The following is an 18,424-nucleotide window of genomic DNA, read 5'->3' as shown; positions in this document are numbered from 1 at the left end:
CACACTTCCTTGCTTATTCCTTTTTTTATTCTACGTTACTACAATTCAATTAGTTTCAAAATTATGTAAATCGTCACAATTGTTTGTTATATACAGGTAACTATCCGCTTTCACTAACGGTAAAACAGCAATTTATTCTGCTTTTTTTATCATTTTGTCTACAACTTACTTCCTTATTAATCCTATTCATTATAGTAAAAATACTCATAATACTTTGTAAAATTCATATAATCTGATATAAATGGTATATACATATTTCATTTTTTTGTAACATTTCTACTAAAATATAGAGAAAGGAAACAACAACTATGCGATTTACTATCTACAAAAAGTTAATACTTGGTTTTTTTATTGTTATTTTAGTACTAGTTGGCACAATCGGATTAAATATTAAACAGCTTAATTCCGTAAACAAGACATATCGTGTGTTACTTGAAGAACAAACAACTAAATCTATTAGTATTCAAGAGCTACGTGTAATTGCTAAACAAGAAATTGTAAGTATGAGAGGCTATCTATTACTTGGGGACAAGCAAAATTTTCAAAGTAATAAGGCGTCCCGTGAAGAATTTAAAAAGAAATATGATGAATTAATGGCATCGTTCGATTCTCAAAAATCTACTGAATTATTAGAAGCCATCAATAAAAGCGAGCAAGATGCCCAACAGTTCGCAGATCGAATGTTTTCATTAAAGTCTGCTGGAGAAACAGAGCAATACGAAAAACTTGATAGCACACAAGGCCGACTAATTATTAAACAATTCGATGAACGTGTAGCTAACCTCGCTAACTACCAAGATGAGCATATACAAGGAAAAATCGTTGCTACATCAAAAGAAATTCAAGCTATTAAATTCCAAATGATTATTCTTGGCGTGTTTGCTGTTGTCATTAGTCTGATAATTGCTATGGTCATGGGAAGTCTTATTTCCCGCCCTATCAAAGGTATGGCAAAGACTGCGAAAAAGATTGCTGAGGGTGATTTAACAGCTGAGCAAATTCACATTAAGAATCGTGATGAGGTAGGTGATTTAGCACTTGCCTTTAATCAAATGGCAGTAAACTTAAAGGACCTTATTACAAATGTACGTCATAACACTGTGCAAGTGAGTGGTTCTGCCGCTGAGTTAACCGCAAGTGCTGAACAAACAATCCAAGCGACCGAACAAATTACTTCCTCTATACAAGAAGTAGCAAGTGGCTCCGAAACTCAAGGAAAAAATGCTACTGAAAGCTCAGCAGCTATGAAAAATATGACAAAAGGCATTCAACAACTAGCTGCGACTACAGCTGCCGTTTCAGAACTTGCTATAGAGACAAATACTGAAGCTAATAGAGGCAATGATTCGCTACACCGCGTTATTACACAGATGGACACAATTAATTCAGCAGTTTTAGAATCTGCTAGCGTTGTGAAAAATTTAGAAAACCATTCTGTTGAAATTGGAAATATTATTGGTCTCATTACGGATATCGCAGAGCAAACAAATTTACTAGCACTGAATGCTGCAATTGAGGCAGCACGTGCAGGGGATCATGGTCGTGGCTTTGCAGTAGTTGCCGATGAAGTGAAAAAGTTAGCGGAGCAATCCAAACGATCTGCTGAACAAATTGCAACTTTGATTTCAGAAATCCAACAAAATACAAACCACGCCGTAACTGTTATGGATACTGGTACACAAGAGGTACAAGTGGGTATGCAAGTTGTAAAAGTAGCGGAGGAAGGCTTCTCAAAAATCGTTGAACTGATTGAACAAGTATCCAAGCAAATTCAAGAAGCAACAACAGTTTCTGAAGAAATGTCATCGAGTGCTGAGCAAATTTACGCATCCTTCGATGAAATTGCAACAATCGCACAGATGTCTTCATCTAATTTGCAAAATGTAGCTTCTGCTTCTGAGGAACAACTAGCGACTATTGAAGAAGTTGCCGCTTCCGCTGCTACATTATCAAACATGGCCGAGGAACTACAAACACAGGTTTCACGTTTTAAGGTGGAGTAACAAGTCCTTTTTTCCACAAGCTTGTTTATCGTTATCCATAATAAATCTCCCGAATTGTATTTGTTTATTACATACAATTCGGGAGAGGATAACTTTTTTATATCTTTTAAACAGTTCGGAAGGAAAACCCCGAATCTAGTATATGTCATTCAATGATTTCATTTATTAAAACCCCGCTTGCCTTAATTTCTCCGCACCTTCCGCTTCAATAAGGTTCTTGAGCTCAGTTAACACTATGTAAAAATCAGTATGTTTTCCTAGCAAAAATGTCATTTCATGCTCAATCGGTAACCACGTTTCAATGGCAGCTTCGTTGTGCTGAATTTGTACTTCTAGTTTATCTAGAGCATTTGCCACTTTGGCCTCATATGTATCTTTATGCTCAAATTTAAACCTCAAATCATAAAACTGTTGGCCTGTGTCATTGCCTAACATATCTCTTATTTTTTCAATCGCTAGAATTTCATTTTGTCTCTTTTCTTCTTTTAGCATGCTCTGAAATCTGATCAGGTAAGACCCATAACTGCTCGGGTTGCTCTGAAATCTGATCAGGTAAAGTCAATAACTGCTCGGGTAGCACTAAAATCTAATCCGATAAAGTCTCTTATTTATACTTTTCATTTAAGACATTTAGCATATCAATTACTGCCGTTTCCGTACTTGGTACTTGTAACGATGCAAGCTCACGTACTTTATGCTCACCTACACAAACACTTTCTTTTGCCTTTACAAACATTGAAGCATCATTCGCGTCATTCCCAAATGCGATAAATTCCCCTTCAGCGACACCTAATTTCATTAAGCCATTCCATTTATCAATGCCATTAGGACTCATATCTACAATATTTTCTGCACTATGCTCGTATAACGAGATAGGCAACTTCTGTAATTCAGCCAATATTTCTTTATGATGCTCTCCAGGAAATAAAACAATTTTTACGATATCGTTTAGTTCATGTAATGCTACTTTTTTCGCAAGCTTTAGTGGATCTAGATTTTGATAAATTGGATGTGCCTCACTACCTGTATACGCATAATCCCAATCACTGTCTACTAAATACGGCAGTTGAAATGCTGAAATAATGTTTTGAATCTCTTCTACAATTTCTGCTGCAAATGCTGTTACCTCAACAGTTTCTCCGTTCTGTGCAACGAATGCACCATTTCCCCCGACCATTGGAAATTTCCGCATTGTTTCAGGTAATACAGGTAATAAATCACGAATCGGACGAGCTGATGCAAAAATAATTTCATGGTCATTCTCAATACAAGCTTCTAGAGCATTAGTAATTCCCTTACTTAATGGTTGGCCCTTAAAACAAATCGTACCGTCTAAATCAAATACAAATTTCATTGTCACGCCCTCTTTCTAAACTGTTAATTGCCTATTTATTATCTCATAAATATTTACATCTATTGTGAAAAATAAAGCAAATAACCATATTGTGGGGTTGATTTCAGTTCAGGCTGGGCGCTTTCTTGGGGCGTCCGATGAGCCAAAATTAAGAGTGTTTTTTTCATTATCAAATGATCGATTTCATAATAAATAATTGAACATCTTATAAGACAGAAAAAAAATAATTTTTAGAATATTGTTGACAATTCAGAGATATCAAAGTATCATTGCCTTCAACAACACATTATTTTAGGCCATGATTGGAAATAGTAGAAATGCAAGTGTACTTGTAGAGAGTCGGTGGTTGGTGCAAACCGATAGGCACACATTTTGAACTCGTCCATGAGCCACTCCCTGAACTTTAAGTAAGGGACGTCGGTTTCCTCCGTTAAAGGGATAGACAGTGATGGCTGTCGATAAGGGGACTTTTTCTGTAAAGAGAAGGTCAATTAGAGTGGTACCGCGAGCATAAACTCGTCTCTATATTTTTATATAGAGGCGGGTTTTTTTATTGATTCCAAAAAGTTTATTGGCCTAAGTGTGGATTTCGTCTCTAGCAGAGCTAACGGTTCAAAGTAGAGACAATATCAATATAAAGACAACTACTACAAAAGGAGTGTTTGAAAATGGGAAGAAAAATTTGGGTGTTTGATACAACTTTACGTGATGGCGAGCAAGTGCCTGGGGCAAAACTGAATTTATATGAAAAAGTAGAGATTGCTCAGCAACTCAAAAAATTAGGCGTCGATATTATCGAGGCTGGTTTCCCTGCTTCATCACAAGGAGATTTTGATGCAGTTAAAGCTGTCGCACAAAAAGTTGGTCATACAAGTGATATTATGATTACTGCTTTAGCACGTGCTGTACAGGCAGATATTGATGCTGTTTATAACGCTGTAAAATATGCTGAAAACCCTATGATTCATATGGTACTTGGTACTTCTGATATTCATGTTGAGAAAAAATTTAGCAAATCCAAGGATCAAATTCTACAAATTGGCGTTGATGCAGTAAAATATGCGAAAACTCTTCTACCACAAGTCCAATATTCAACAGAAGACGCATCTCGCTCTGATTTCGAGTATCTTTGGAAAACCATTGAAGCTGTGATGAAAGCTGGGGCAACAATGATTAATGTACCTGACACGGTCGGCTTTGCAGAACCGGAAGAATTCGGAGCAATGATTTATAAACTAAATGAACGTATGAAGAACTTAGACGATAGCGTTTTACTAAGTGTTCATTGCCATAATGATCTTGGTATGGCAACTGCTAACACGCTTGCTGCGATTAAAAACGGCGCGGATAAAGTGGAATGTACAATTAACGGCATTGGGGAACGTGCAGGTAATGCTGCATTAGAAGAAGTCGTCATGGCGCTGAAAACACGTGGCTCGGTATATAATGCTGAGACACGTATCAATACAAGAGAAATTATGAATACGTCTCGTCTTGTTTCAAGCTTTATGGGCTTAGACGTACAAGTAAACAAAGCGATTACTGGGGATAATGCTTTTGCCCATTCATCTGGTATTCATCAAGACGGCCTTCTTAAATCTCGTGATGCCTATGAGATTGTGCACCCTGAAGATGTAGGTCTTGATGATATGGAGCTTGTTCTGACAGCTCGCTCCGGGCGTCACGCGGTGAAAAATGCCCTTGAAAAACTTGGCTTCTCAAATCTTTCTACAGATGAATTTGAAGGGATTTTCGAAGGCTTTTTGAAACTTGCTGATGCTAAGAAAGAAGTTTACGATCACGATTTATATGTCATTGTGGAAAGCTATTATGAAAAACATGACGCCAACAATGCTAATGCCACTCATTATAGTGATCAGTTCTTTGACTTCGATGATTTACAAGTCGTCAGCAATGCAAGCTTCCCTTCAGCAAGTGTGAAAGTACGTAAAGGTGGCGAGATATTTAAAGCAAGTGCGGTTGGCTCAGGTCCAATTGATGCCCTATATTCGGCCATCGCAGAAATTACAAACATTGACGTGAAACTTGTGGAGTATAATATCAATAGTGTTTCTCGTGGTAAAGAAGCGCTTGGTAAAGTAAAAATTACAATCGAGCATGAAGGTGAAAAATATATCGCAAAAGCTGCGGATACAGATATTTTAAAAGCGAGTGCGCTAGCTTATATTAATGCTATCAATAGTATTGTTGTCGCTAAATTAACACCTGTTATGAATTAAATAGATCAATTATGCCTCGGCATAATTGCGTTCAACAAGAAGTTAAAAGCAGTATGACAATATCGAGTCATACTGCTTTCATTTTTCCTAGCGGCTGCCCTCCACTAACTTTTGATATTCCTCTTCAATTAATTCAATATCAAGACGTTCAAACAATGGTGTCACTTCGCCAATGCTTGTTGGTAACTCCACTTGCTCATGCCACATCACTTCATTGATTCCTAACATTTTTCTCACCTTCTCAGCTGAAAACGGTAAAAATGGATGTAACAGCTGGCCAAGATTAGCAATCATATAAACACATGTTGCTAGTGTTCGATTGCCGGCTTCTACATTCTCTTTCACCTGTAGCCAAGGCTGCTGCTCGTCAAAATAACGATTAGCCCCACGAATGTATTCAAAAATAGCCTCTAAAGCTTGTTTAAAATGACCCGCTTCTAAATGAATCCCAACATCATTAAATAGCTGAATCGTGTGTTTTCGAATAGTGGTATCTATCTCGGTTTGAGGCACTTTGCTATCGAATGATTTCTCTAAAAACTTCAATGTTCGATTGACAAAATTACCGTAAGCGCCAAGTAATTCGCCATTATGGCTATAAATAAATTCTCGCCAAGAAAAATCAGTATCACGATTTTCTGGCGCATTCATTGTTAAAAAATAACGAATAGAATCTGCATCGTATCGACTCAAAATATACGGCACCCATACTGCCCAGTTTTGGCTCGTCGATAATTTTCGTTTTTCTAATGTTAAATATTCGTTTGATACAATATGTGTAGGTAAGGCCTTTGCTCCTATCCCCATAAGAATAGCTGGCCATATAACTGTGTGGAACGGAATATTATCCTTACCATGCACATAATACGAAATCGTTTCTTCATTCCACAAATCTTCAATCGCTATTTGATGCTGCTTTGCCCATTCAATACTCGCTGTTAAGTAACCTGCTACAGCTTCAATCCACACATATATTTTTTTGCCTTCAAAACCTGGTACTGGCACGTCTATTCCATTTGGTAAATCCCTTGTTACAGCGCGGTCCGGAACCCCTTCTGCCAAGTAACGTTCTGTTAAACCTAAAGCATTGTCTCGCCAGCGTTTTTCCGCCTTTGCCTCTGCTAAATAAGTCTCCAACCTCCCTTGAAACTGACTAAAAGCAAAATAAAAATGCTCTGTCTCCCTGATAATTGGCTCATTCCCACAAATTTTACAGCGTTTATCGATTAAATCGAGTGGGTCTAAAATTGTTGAGCAATTATCACATTGGTCACCACGCGCCTTCGCACCACAGTTTGGACAAATCCCCTCTACAAATCGGTCCGGCAAAAACTGCTTGTCCGTTTCACAATACGCTTGTTCAATTTTCTTTTTGTATAAAAAATTGTTCGCTAGTAGTTGCAAAAAAATTGTCTGAACAGAATCATGATGGTGTGGCGCATCCGTTCGCGTATACAAATCATAGGTAAATCCTAAATCATTGAAGCACCTTGAAAACTCCTCATGATAATGATTAGCAATTGCTTCCGTTGTCGTGTTTTCCTGTGCAGCCCGAATAGAAATCGGTGTGCCATTACAGTCACTTCCCGAAACATATAAAACCTTCTCGCCCTTTTGTCGGTAATATCTAGCCAAAATATCACCTGGTAATAATGCGGCAACATGTCCTAAATGCAACGAACCATTTGCATATGGCCACGCGCCTCCAATAACAATTGTCATCTTTAGTTGCTCCCCTCGAAAAAATTGTACAGAAAAAGTGTAGATCAATTACGCCTCGGCGTAATTGCGTCTGGATTTTGAATTGTGCTAGCACAATTCTTCCTTTTAAAATCCATGACATCCGCCGGAGGCTTTATCTTTATTCAGGTAAGCCCTGAATGAAGATAAAAAAAACGCCCTAATCAAAATTGATTAGGACGAGTATACCCGTGTTACCACCTATATTCACAAATAGCTCACACTATTTGCCTCCATCAGTACGTGCCATCTTATTTAATCAATTATGCCTCGGCATAATTGCGTCCGGAATCGGCTTTGTGCTTGCACAAAGAACTCCTTTCCGATTCCGTGACATCCGCCGGAGGCTTGAACTTCTTCCAACGGGTGTTTAGACATCTGCTGGAAGAAGTGAAAGATACTGCCGCTGTTGTAACGAGTGCCTATCTCGTCGTAATCTACTCGCAAACTTGCTTTCGGTACGAAGCTCAAAGGTCATTTTCAAAAGGGGGCATTTACCTCATTTCCACCAACAGAGGCTCTCTATATAATGCTTATCCAATTTACTTTTCCTTATCAATGCTTTTACTATAGATTTCCACCATTCTACTCTTTCTACTTTTGAATTGCAATGCATGTCGATAAACGATTGAAAGTTTTCGATAAAATGAAAAAGTTAGGCGATAAATCAGAAAATGTAGTCGATAAAATTTTATCCTAGCTTTATATAAAGTAGCTCTTTTAAATCATCAATAATAATGTCTGCTTTTTGTAATTCTGTTTCCTGCGCAAAGTCGAAACGTACACCAACAGAGAGTAACTGATTGTCATGAGCTGCCTGAATATCAGAAGAACGGTCACCTATAACTGCTCCACGGTCAATGGCATTTTCCTCGATGACCTTTTTCACTAAATCAGATTTATGACCGCTCGAAATGGACTGAATACTATATGTACCTTTGATAAAACGCTGTAATTGATAAGTTTCTACTATCGCTTGTAAATACTCGGTTTGCCCATTACTAGCAATGAATAAATCATAGTTTTCTGCCAAAGTAGCAAGTGTTTGCTCTGCATTTGGATACAATGCGCCCTGGCGATTACGTATTTGTTCAATCAGCTTAACATGGAATAATGCATTGCTTTCTGCACGTGTCTCTAGCGTGTGCATTGGACATAACGTTTCCCAAACAACAGGTAATGGAACCCCCATAATTTGGCGGTATTTCTCTATTGGTGTTTCTCCCTGCCATAAGCCTTTCGCACGTAACACATCGAACGTTGCCGCTAGTGCTGGCTCTAATATTAGGTTTGTTTGAAATAAAGTACCATCCATATCAAAAATAATAGCTTTTTTCATAAGATCACCCCTTCTACTATTAGCAACGTTTTCATTTGAAGAAGTGTTGCAACCATTAGACATTAAAAAACTCCATATGCGTTTTTTCCTTCTTATAGTAATCCAATCGATCCTGTAAAGTTCCTGTATGAAATTCGAATTTATGACCGTCTGGATCCGTGAAATAAATCGATTTTCTATCACGCACATCTCTTTGTCTGCCTTCTAGAATGTTGACATTATGATGGACTAGCTTTTCATACATTTTGTCAAAATCGTCCTCCTGGATAGAAAACGCTATATGTGTATAGGATTGATGTATGTCATTGCGTGGGATATCCTTTTCTACATTCAGGGCAAGCCACAGCCCATTTACATCTAAATAGGCTGTAGTTCTACCCTTCACTAATAATTTTGCGTCAAAAACCTTTTCATAAAATGCGATGGATTTCTCTAAATTTGAAACTGAAAATAATAAATGATTTATGTTTTGGATTGTCATTTTCGTGCCTCCAGCTATGAAATCGCTCACTCATATTTCAAGTTTAATTTGATTTTTTACCTTTCTTTAAGCCTTTCGAAATTTGCTTCCATTTGCGTTGCTCACTTAATTTTGCTTGAGTATTTGTTTTGCGTTCAATAAAAGCAAGCTCTCTTTGCAACTTAAAGTAGCTTTGAAGGCGGGATTGTTCGAGCACGCCATCTGTAATTGCTTGCTGCACAGCACAATACGGCTCCTTCTGATGTGTACAATCCCTGTAACGGCAGGCCGCAGAAAGTTCCTCAATATCCTTAAAACTAGAGGATAAGCTATCACCTTGGTCCCATAATTGTAGCTCTCGCATTCCAGGCGTATCAATTAAACAGCCGCCTTCTGGCAATAGAACTAACTCACGATGTGTTGTAGTATGGCGCCCCTTCGCATCATCTTCACGAATACCCGAAACCTTCATAAGCTCCTCACCACAAAGAGCATTTGTCAATGTAGATTTTCCGGCACCAGAAGAGCCGAGCAATGCTCCCGTCACGCCTTCTGTAAATAGCGTACGAATATCTTCTAAGCCCTCACCTGACAGAGCGCTAGTCACAAAAACATCCACACCGAACGCTACAGACTCAACCTCACGTAGTTTACTAGAAATATCTTCACAGAGATCAGCCTTCGTCAATACAACGATCGGCTTCGCACCTGAATCCCACGCAGCTACTAAATAACGTTCTAAACGACGAATATTAAAGTCTGCATTTAAGCTCATAACGAGAAGCACGATATCAACATTCGATGCTACAATTTGCTCTTGTATTTCCATACCCGCAGCCTTACGTGAAAACACTGATTTTCGTGTAAACAATTTATGAATAATCGCCTTTTCCTCACCAGGCATTTTCTCAACTAGCACCCAATCCCCAACTGCCGGGAAATCCTCACGTGCTAATGATGTATACGCGTAATGTCCAGCAATCGTTGCCAGCCACTCTCCTTCTTCAGCCAGTACACGATAAGAATGCTTATGCTCTAAAGTAACCCTAGCCGGCACACAGTTCGCCAGCTTAGCCTCCTGTTTAAATCCAGTCATTTGCTCTTCAAAATATGTTGAAAATCCTAAAGTTGTTAAATTCAATTTGTTTTCCTCCTAAATGTGAAAATCCTTTGTACTCAATTGATAATAAACACAAAAAAACCTTGTCTCTGCGCAATTCGGCAGTTACAAGGTTCACAGGCACATTTAAGAGAATATACAAATCACCACAATTGTGATTGAAATACACTGCGTGGTCAATTTATATATTTTAGGCGTGTGAAATTGAACAAACCGAATTGCAGTTCGTTAAAAACGGATCTATTCATCATGTCACATCACCTACTTCCGATTTAGTTATTTTCAATATAGCGAAATATTCCGAAATTGTCAATTATAATCTAACAAGCATGTACCCCCTATCCCCCTGCATACAATGAACAAGACCACTAGTTGCGAAGGAGATGTTGAATTGTCAAAAATCATTTCTATCAGTACATACCAACCACCGTACACATTACAGCAGACAAACGCAGAGGAGCTAACGAAGGAGCTTTTTCATGCAAAGATTCCCAAATTAGAACGCTACTTAAAAGTTTTTGAGAATGGTGGTATTGCAACACGCCATTTTTGTGTGCCACCAGAATGGCATCGTACGGATCATTCCTTTGAGGAACGTAATGATTTATATATTGAGCTAGCTACACAATATAGCGTTGACGTCATTCAAGCCTGTTTACAAAATGAAGCGTTTTTACATTCACCTATTTCTCCTAAAGATATTGATGCCATCATTTTCGTGAGTTCTACTGGCATTTCCACACCAAGTATTGATGCACGAGTTATGAATAAACTTCCTTTTTCAGACAGACTTAAACGCATTCCACTTTGGGGACTTGGTTGCGCTGGTGGTGCGGCCGGTGTTAGTAGAGCCTATGATTTTTGTCGTGCCCATCCAGAAGCAAAAGTTCTTGTCGTTTGTGTCGAGCTTTGTAGTCTAACCTTTCAGCCAAATGATTTTTCAAAAAGTAATTTAATCGGTGCCTCTCTTTTTGCAGATGGAGCCGCATGTATACTCGTCTGTGGAGATGAAGTGAATATCGCAGTAAAAAAATCAGTACCTGCTATTATCGGGACTGGCTCTAAATGGATGCCAGATTCAGAAAATGTTATGGGTTGGAATATTAAAAATAATGGTCTACATGTCGTTTTTCAGAAAAGTATTCCTGCCATAATCACCCAATGGTTCGGGCCATTCATTGAACAATTTTTATTAGAACATGAACTATATAGTGAACAGCTTAACCACTTCATTGCACATCCTGGCGGTAAAAAAGTGTTAAAAGCTTATGAAGATTCTCTGTATCTAGCTTCCAAAAAAACCGATATTTCTCGGGAAATATTGAAATTTCACGGAAATATGTCATCTCCTACCGTGCTATATGTATTGGAGCAATTTATGTTAAATGAAGGACAAGTAGAGGATACTGGTTTACTCGTCGCTCTCGGCCCTGGCTTCTGTGCTGAAGCTGTATTACTTAAATGGAGGGAGTAGCATGATTATTTACATTATTTTGATCCTCGTCATTCTACAAAGATTGACAGAAGTTTTCATTGCAAAACGCAATGAAAAATGGATGCTTTCACAAGGGGCATACGAAGTTGGCTCCTCTCATTATCCATATATGGTTTCTTTGCACGCCGGTTTTTTCCTGTTTTTAATTATTGAAGTCGTTACTAATCATAAAAGTTTATCGCCTTTATTTCCGTTATTGTTCATATTATTTATTGCCGTTCAGGCATTACGTATTTGGTGTATTCGTTCATTAGGGTCTTTTTGGAACACAAAAATACTCATATTACCGGATGCCGAAGTTGTACGGAAAGGCCCTTACACATTTATGCGTCACCCAAATTACGCTGTGGTTTGCTTAGAAATTATTCTTCTGCCTTTAATGTTTCAAGCATATTTCACAGCATTTTGCTTTACACTTTTAAATGTGACAATGCTGTCCGTGCGCATTCCAATTGAGGAAAAAGCTTTGCGAGATGCTACAAATTACAATCATATATTTCAAAAGAAGATTTCGGAATCCTAGCCGAAATCTTCTTTGTTTTTATCTTTAATGCCATTCCCAATTGAACGGATCTTGTAAACTCTCCCATGAATTATTAAACTCATCTTCCGTTAATAAACACTTGTCCAATTCTTTTATAATCGCCTCTTTATCTAAATCAACACCAATTATTACGAGCTGTGTCATGCGATCTCCGAATTCCTCATCCCAATCCTCTAGTACCTCGGGGCTTTGCAAGAAAACATCCTGCTGCTGTTCTTTTGGTAAAGCAGCTACCCAATAAGAAACGGGCTCTATTTTTGCTGATGAGCCTGCCTGTGATAGCAATAATGCAACATCTTGATGCTTTGCACTCCAAATAATCCCCTTTGCTCGGACAATCGATTCTGGCATCTGGTCACACCATTCTACAAAACGCATTGGATGAAAGGGTCTTCTACGTATATAGGTGAACGAAGAAATGCCGTACTCCTCTGTTTCAGGTGTATGATTTTCATGGCCAAGTTCTAATTCCTTTAACCAACCAGCAGATTCCGATACTCGTTCAAAATCAAAGCGTCCAGTATTTAATATCTCAGCTGGCTCTATTACACCATTAACTGTACGAATTAGCTTTGCTTCAGGTTGTAAAGCGCGCAAAATACGCTCTAATCTTTCAAGCTCTTCACCTGATACTAAATCACATTTGTTTAATACAAGGACATCACAAAACTCGATTTGCTCAATGAGTAAGTCCGCAACATCCCGTTCATCTAATTCGCCCACTGCCTCCTTACGCTCTAAAAGGCTTTCACCCGACTGAAAATCATGCCAAAAACGATTCGCATCTACAACCGTCACCATCGTATCAAGCTGGCAAAACTTTGTTAAATCAATACCAAGCTCTTCGTCTAAATAGCTAAACGTTTGGGCAACAGGTATTGGCTCACTAATCCCTGTTGATTCAATTAAAATATAATCAATAGTACCGAGCTTTGCGAGACGCTCCACCTCCTGCAATAAATCCTCGCGTAACGTGCAGCAAATGCAACCATTCGATAACTCTACAAATTTTTCCTCTGTTCGTGAAATTCCACTTCCATTTGCAATTAACTCTGCATCAATATTAATTTCACTCATATCATTGACGATAACAGCTACACGCATATCTTTTTCATTTTGTAAAATGTGATTCATCATTGTTGTTTTACCAGAACCTAAATAACCACTTAAAACTGTAACTGGAATTTTTCTTGTCATTTTTACAACCCCTTAAATCGTAATGATTACTATTTATAGTTTGTAATTAAAACATAGTATCCTACAAAATGCAACGCTAAAAACTTTGCGGAAATACGATATTGACATATTTCAATAAAAATAATAATGTATAAAGCGTAATAATTACGATTTAAAAGGAGGTTATTTTATGCGTGTACAAGTGACATTAGCCTGCACAGAAACAGGTGATAAAAACTATATCACTACAAAAAATAAACGAACTAATCCTGAAAGGCTGGAGCTTAAGAAATATTCCCCGCGCTTGAAAAGAGTTACATTGCACCGAGAAACGAAATAATATTAAGGCAAGATATGATTGCTCTACAATTATGTAGAATCCCCGAATAACATTAAAATAGCTGTTTCAAAAGTGTCTTGTCTTACTTTTGAAACAGCCTTCAATAACATACTTTATACAGTTTTATCAGTATTAAGTTCTATAGTTAGCTCATTCAATTTGTGGATCAAGTCATCAAGCAAGCGTCATTTATGATTCAACTGCTTTTTCAAAATCCATTGATTGAGCCAATACCTTATTTACTTGAGCATCTATTTCGCCAAAGCAATTTGAATATGAGCAAGATGATGCTTTCCGTGCCAAGCATATAAGGCTACAGCTTTTTCAAGTGTCATTAATCCTGAATCTGGATGATTAAATGCTCGTTGTAATTGCTCTGTTGTTAAGCTTGTTAGTAAATAAACCCAACGTTCATGTAAGCTCTCAATCATTTTATAAGATGTTGAAGCAGGCATTTCTGAATCAGGAAGCTTTGCCCAATCTTCTTCATTGTAAGGTTTAATCGTTGGAATATCCTCCGTCAAAGCTAGCTTAAAACGGATAAAGCTATTCATATGACTATCTGCAATATGGTGGACAAGCTGCGTAACCGTCCAGCCATTTTCTCGGTAGGATTTTGTTAATGCTTGTTCACTTGCTCCATTAAGAGTCTCTGCTAGTTGTTTCGGTAATAGACGAATATCCTCCATCCATTCCTTTACTTGCTGTGCTGTAACTACTTCCGGAAATTGAAATTGTCCAATTGGATATCGTAAATCGGTCATAATAGCTATCCTCCACTTCTATTTTCTTACTTTTCATATTACCAATTTTATATTTTTTACGCCATTTGCAATCAATTATGCCTCGGCATAATTGCGTCCGGAATCGGCTTTGTGCAAGCACAAAGAACTCCTTTCCGATTCCGTGACATCCGCCGGAGGCTTTGGGCCAACACGATGTTGGTCACTCAGGCGTTTTCACAGGATGTGAAGGTTTTAGCCTGAGTTTCTCTTTTTCAGCGATGTTTGGACACCCGCTGAAAGAAGTTAAATCTTTTAAGCAAAACCCTCATTTTGTAAGAATTATACTTACAAAATGAGGGTCGTTGTATGCAATATTCACTCTCTATTCATTAATATCGTAAATTAACGTATCAAAATAGTTCCCATTCGTATAAAGTAAAATTGCCCATTCACCAGGTTTTGGTATTTTTACATTTGAAGGTGTATGAGCATCTGCACCATTAACAGGTCCACCAAGCCCTATTGTCCACCCATCTACCAAGATAGGATACACCGTTTTAGAATCTTTATGATACCCGACAATTGTTAACTTGCTATCACGACCTTCTTCAATTCCCCAAAGATGCCACATCCATTTTTGAGTGTTTAAACTCGGCATATTGGCCCCGATAACACCTGATTTATTCGCATTACCAATAATACCTCTGTCTCCAAACTCTACCGCCTTTTTGTCCCAATCAATCGATTTAAAATCACTTTCTTGCACAAAATCAGGTAAATCATTTGGCAGAGTTACTGCTTTCCCGTTCATTGAACAGCCTACCAACAATAACAACGAAGCTACCATAATTATCCATACCCTCATTACCACACTCCCTACAAGTCATAGTTATTTCCTATGAAACGAATGTATTGCACAAATTGTTACAGAGTATTCCGAAAACTACACACAAACTATTATTCTATAGCTTGCATCACAAATTTAGCTAACGACTTTAGCGGATGCGTAATCGTTAACGTTGACTCTTTTTCGAATTGCCGTGCAGCCTCAACCATTGAAAGCTGTGCAACTGAAATATGCTGCTGTTCACCTGCTACATCATGAAGAGCTTGTATAATAGCGTTATTATATGCATCCTTTTTTCCTTGGATAATCAATTCAAACGTATTGTCGATAACTTTTACTTCAGCATTAATGGATTTTTCATGTAGTAAAGCATATTGCTGAAGTCTGTTCATTGTTCCTTCTACGGTTTCAGGATTTGTAAAAAGAATCGTTTGAGGCTGTTCTTCTTCACATACCGTTTCAAAGAACGGCTCATCTATTTTAACAATCGGAATAGAAAGTTCTAGCTGTTCTTCCTCTAATAATGCAATATAGTTAGTGCACGTTATTAAGATGGCATCCATATCACAACTTTCCATCCATTCAAGTTGCTCTTTAACCTTAAAGGCTAACTCTCCAGTCCCTTTTGATACTTGCTGTATAAGACCAGGATCCACAAAATGTACCAGTTCTACTTTCTCAATGTTTTGAAATGCCTGTTCTATATACTCAATATTTGAATAATGTGCATGTAAACAGCCAAGCGTTTTCCTCAAGAGCTATCCCCCCTAATTATTAAGCTGTTTTTCCATTGTCGCTACAGAAAGAGAGAAACCGTTACGATTTTCTTCCTCGCTTTCTTTTGTGACAATATACCCCAATGAGTGATATAACTCAATATTTCTCGGTACACTCATACGTACTTTACATTCGCTTATCGTTTTTCCTTTCGCCCATGCGAATTGCTCAAGCTCGGTAATTAATGCTTTGGCCAATCCTTGTCCTTGCATTTCTGGAATTACAGATAATCTAAAAAAATAAATTCCTTGAGCGCTTAGTGTAAATCTTACCATTGCAACTGGTTGTTCATCGATATATCCGATGAAGGCATGCTCACCTTTTTTCATCGCCTGTTCAATCGATTCAACTGTTTCACTTAGTGCACTTGATGGTGGTGTTGCATGTTCATACTCTATCAATTATGCCTCGGCATAATTGCGTCCGGAATCGGCTTTGTGCAAGCACAAAGAACTCCTTTCCGATTCCGTGACATCCGCCGGAGGCTTTAAATTCTTTCAGCGGGTAGTCAAGCGCTGAAAGAATTTAAAAGCTCGCAGCATAACATTATGAATTACTGAAGCATCCTCTACTTGCGCTAAAATAATGTTCATCTGTCAACACTCCTTTTATGGTTAAAAATACATTATAATGTATTTTTAACCATAAATAAACCGCATTACCTTGAAATAATGCGGTCATCACTATTTATTTTTTGTTCACAAAACGTATTGCTCTACTCATAACAGTTGGAACGATTGAAGCATGATTTTCCTCCAACGCTTCATAGAAGGAGATATCCATGATATTCTGCAATTTACTCGCGATTTGTTGTGCATCATCAACCATAAAGATTTCTAGTTCTCCCACACCGATGAATAGTTTTTCATAAGCAAATGGACGCTCTTTTAAAAATGTTGACGCATAACCTACTAGTTCATGCTCATTCCACCAAATAGAAGGGCTAATCGCTATATAGCGTTGGAAACTTGCTTGATGATGGAATAATTGCCAAAGTACAAAATAACCAGCTAATGAATGCCCAAACAGTGCTTCATGCTGTATATTTACTGGGAATTCAGCCTGAATACTTGGCTTTAATTCCTCCTCTAAAAATCTACTAAAGTTCTCTGCTCCTCCATGTTTCTCATGACCCTTACCTTTAAATCTTGCAGGATAAGTATACGTTTCGGCTTGTCCTGTAAAATCATAAAATCGTCGTTCGTGCATGTCTGCACCATGCCCAATACCAACAACAACGGCTGGTAAGACTCCTGTTTTAGGTGCATTACGGCTTTGTAGGCGAACCGCTTCCTTTATAAGGTGGAAATATGAAGATCCATCTAATACGTATAAGATCGGAAAACCTCCTTTCGGTACTTCTCCGTTCGGTACATAGACATTTACGGTATACGTATAATCTGTAAATTTCGAAGTAATTTGCTGCGTCATATAATCAAGTGCTTTCACGATTTTCTCCTCAATCATTTGTCGGTCTCCTTCATAACATCATAGCCATAGCATACTGGTGTTTTCGTAACTGGATCTTCCATAATACGAGCATTAATATTGAAGACGTTCCGCATAACATCTGCACATAAAATTTCCTCAGGTGTTCCAGTTTTCATTACAGCTCCCTGCCTCATTGCAATTAAATGATCTGAATATCGTGCCGCGTGATTAATATCGTGCAATACCATAACAATCGTACAACGATGCTGTTCGTTTAAGTCTTTTACAATTTCTAACACCTCTAGCTGATGTGCCATATCTAAATAGGTTGTCGGTTCGTCTAATAACAAAATACTTGTTTCTTGCGCTAAGGCCATTGCAAGCCATACACGCTGGCGTTGACCGCCCGAAAGCTGAGCAAGCTCTCGATTTCGGTACTCCATCGTATTCGTTACATTTAAGGCCCATTCAACCATTTCCTCGTCCTTTTTCGTTAAGCGATTAACATTATTTCGATGGGGATAACGGCCATAAGCAATGAGCTCCTTCACCTTTAACTGACCTGGGGCGATAGGTGTCTGGGACAAGATAGCGAGCTTTTTCGCAATTTCCTTCGTCGATAAATTTTGCATGTTTTGATCCTGTAAATAAACCGTGCCCTGCTGCTTCTTTAATATACGACCAATTGTTTTTAACAGTGTAGATTTTCCACATCCATTGGGACCTATAATGGTCGTAACCTTCCCCTCCTCTATTGTTAAATTCAAGCTTTCAAACACACGAACCTGCTCATAGCCAGAAGATAAATTTTCCATTCTAAATGCAGTTTGCAC

General features: G+C 38.2%; 18 protein-coding genes and 2 other annotated features. Of the genes, 5 read left to right on the top strand and 13 right to left on the bottom strand.

What is annotated here, in order from left to right; translation table 11 throughout:
* Positions 1–308: 308 nt before the first annotated feature.
* Positions 309–2,003 (top strand): methyl-accepting chemotaxis protein, encoded by a 1,695-nt coding sequence (locus AMS59_RS00750; protein WP_053481860.1) that lies wholly within the window; start codon positions 309–311, stop codon positions 2,001–2,003.
* 165 nt (positions 2,004–2,168) lie between these two features.
* Here AMS59_RS00750 and AMS59_RS00745 read toward each other — a convergent pair whose 3' ends face one another.
* Both AMS59_RS00745 and AMS59_RS00740 read right to left on the bottom strand, forming a co-directional pair.
* A complete protein-coding gene (locus tag AMS59_RS00745) occupies positions 2,169–2,495 on the bottom strand; it encodes an HD domain-containing protein (RefSeq protein ID WP_053481859.1) in 327 nt (108 codons plus the stop codon).
* Between the two features lie 112 nt (positions 2,496–2,607).
* Positions 2,608–3,357: an HAD-IIB family hydrolase gene (locus AMS59_RS00740; RefSeq protein ID WP_053481858.1), complete on the bottom strand. Its 750-nt coding sequence runs from the start codon at positions 3,355–3,357 to the stop codon at positions 2,608–2,610.
* A 289-nt stretch (positions 3,358–3,646) separates the two neighbouring features.
* Positions 3,647–3,884 (top strand) — a binding site (T-box leader).
* 141 nt (positions 3,885–4,025) lie between these two features.
* Between AMS59_RS00740 and AMS59_RS00735 the strand changes: the two genes are divergently transcribed.
* Positions 4,026–5,597, top strand: a complete 1,572-nt coding sequence (locus AMS59_RS00735) for a 2-isopropylmalate synthase (protein WP_053481857.1) — start codon at positions 4,026–4,028, stop codon at positions 5,595–5,597.
* Between the two features lie 87 nt (positions 5,598–5,684).
* On the opposite strand, the gene metG is transcribed toward AMS59_RS00735, so the two are convergent.
* The 4 genes from metG to rsgA form a co-directional block, all read right to left on the bottom strand.
* Entirely contained in the window at positions 5,685–7,319 is a 1,635-nt protein-coding gene (gene metG / locus AMS59_RS00730) for a methionine--tRNA ligase (RefSeq protein WP_053481856.1), read from the bottom strand.
* A gap of 190 nt (positions 7,320–7,509) precedes the next feature.
* Positions 7,510–7,905: a binding site (T-box leader), on the bottom strand.
* 123 nt (positions 7,906–8,028) lie between these two features.
* Positions 8,029–8,676 (bottom strand): HAD hydrolase-like protein, encoded by a 648-nt coding sequence (locus tag AMS59_RS00725; RefSeq protein ID WP_053481855.1) that lies wholly within the window; start codon positions 8,674–8,676, stop codon positions 8,029–8,031.
* A 55-nt stretch (positions 8,677–8,731) separates the two neighbouring features.
* On the bottom strand, positions 8,732–9,157 hold the full coding sequence (gene fosM, locus AMS59_RS00720; RefSeq protein WP_053481854.1) for a FosM family fosfomycin resistance protein: 426 nt from the start codon (positions 9,155–9,157) through the stop codon (positions 8,732–8,734).
* Between the two features lie 43 nt (positions 9,158–9,200).
* Positions 9,201–10,277 carry a ribosome small subunit-dependent GTPase A gene (rsgA, locus tag AMS59_RS00715; protein ID WP_053481853.1) on the bottom strand — a complete coding sequence of 359 codons (1,077 nt, stop codon included), beginning with the start codon at positions 10,275–10,277 and terminating at the stop codon, positions 9,201–9,203.
* Positions 10,278–10,647: 370 nt separating this feature from the next.
* Between rsgA and AMS59_RS00710 the strand changes: the two genes are divergently transcribed.
* A complete protein-coding gene (locus AMS59_RS00710) occupies positions 10,648–11,730 on the top strand; it encodes a type III polyketide synthase (RefSeq protein WP_053481852.1) in 1,083 nt (360 codons plus the stop codon).
* Position 11,731: 1 nt separating this feature from the next.
* Positions 11,732–12,274: an isoprenylcysteine carboxyl methyltransferase family protein gene (locus AMS59_RS00705; protein ID WP_053481851.1), complete on the top strand. Its 543-nt coding sequence runs from the start codon at positions 11,732–11,734 to the stop codon at positions 12,272–12,274.
* A 24-nt stretch (positions 12,275–12,298) separates the two neighbouring features.
* Here AMS59_RS00705 and AMS59_RS00700 read toward each other — a convergent pair whose 3' ends face one another.
* The gene (locus AMS59_RS00700) at positions 12,299–13,492 is read right to left on the bottom strand and encodes a GTP-binding protein (RefSeq protein WP_053481850.1); all 1,194 of its coding nucleotides are present in this window, start codon (positions 13,490–13,492) and stop codon (positions 12,299–12,301) included.
* Between the two features lie 169 nt (positions 13,493–13,661).
* Here AMS59_RS00700 and rpmG point away from each other — a divergent pair, with 169 nt between their 5' ends.
* The gene (gene rpmG, locus AMS59_RS00695; protein WP_053481849.1) at positions 13,662–13,811 is read left to right on the top strand and encodes a 50S ribosomal protein L33; all 150 of its coding nucleotides are present in this window, start codon (positions 13,662–13,664) and stop codon (positions 13,809–13,811) included.
* A 251-nt stretch (positions 13,812–14,062) separates the two neighbouring features.
* Here rpmG and AMS59_RS00690 read toward each other — a convergent pair whose 3' ends face one another.
* The 6 genes from AMS59_RS00690 to AMS59_RS00665 form a co-directional block, all read right to left on the bottom strand.
* Positions 14,063–14,575, bottom strand: coding sequence for a YfiT family bacillithiol transferase (locus tag AMS59_RS00690; RefSeq protein WP_053481848.1), 513 nt, complete (start codon positions 14,573–14,575; stop codon positions 14,063–14,065).
* A 343-nt stretch (positions 14,576–14,918) separates the two neighbouring features.
* Positions 14,919–15,401, bottom strand: a complete 483-nt coding sequence (locus AMS59_RS00685; protein ID WP_053481847.1) for a hypothetical protein — start codon at positions 15,399–15,401, stop codon at positions 14,919–14,921.
* Positions 15,402–15,493: 92 nt separating this feature from the next.
* A complete protein-coding gene (locus AMS59_RS00680; protein ID WP_053481846.1) occupies positions 15,494–16,138 on the bottom strand; it encodes a hypothetical protein in 645 nt (214 codons plus the stop codon).
* Positions 16,139–16,150: 12 nt separating this feature from the next.
* Complete coding sequence (locus AMS59_RS00675; RefSeq protein WP_234007648.1) at positions 16,151–16,561, bottom strand: GNAT family N-acetyltransferase; 411 nt, start codon at positions 16,559–16,561, stop codon at positions 16,151–16,153.
* Positions 16,562–16,847: 286 nt separating this feature from the next.
* Positions 16,848–17,627 carry an alpha/beta hydrolase gene (locus AMS59_RS00670; RefSeq protein WP_053481845.1) on the bottom strand — a complete coding sequence of 260 codons (780 nt, stop codon included), beginning with the start codon at positions 17,625–17,627 and terminating at the stop codon, positions 16,848–16,850.
* A complete protein-coding gene (locus tag AMS59_RS00665) occupies positions 17,624–18,406 on the bottom strand; it encodes an ABC transporter ATP-binding protein (RefSeq protein ID WP_053481985.1) in 783 nt (260 codons plus the stop codon). Before AMS59_RS00665 ends, AMS59_RS00670 begins: the two co-directional genes overlap by 4 nt.
* Positions 18,407–18,424 lie beyond the last annotated feature (18 nt).

It is taken from the genome of Lysinibacillus sp. FJAT-14745 (assembly GCF_001275675.1).
GTDB lineage: Bacteria > Bacillota > Bacilli > Bacillales_A > Planococcaceae > Lysinibacillus.
The sequence above is the reverse complement of the archived record's forward strand: the minus strand, read 5'-3'. Positions and strand labels throughout refer to the sequence as shown.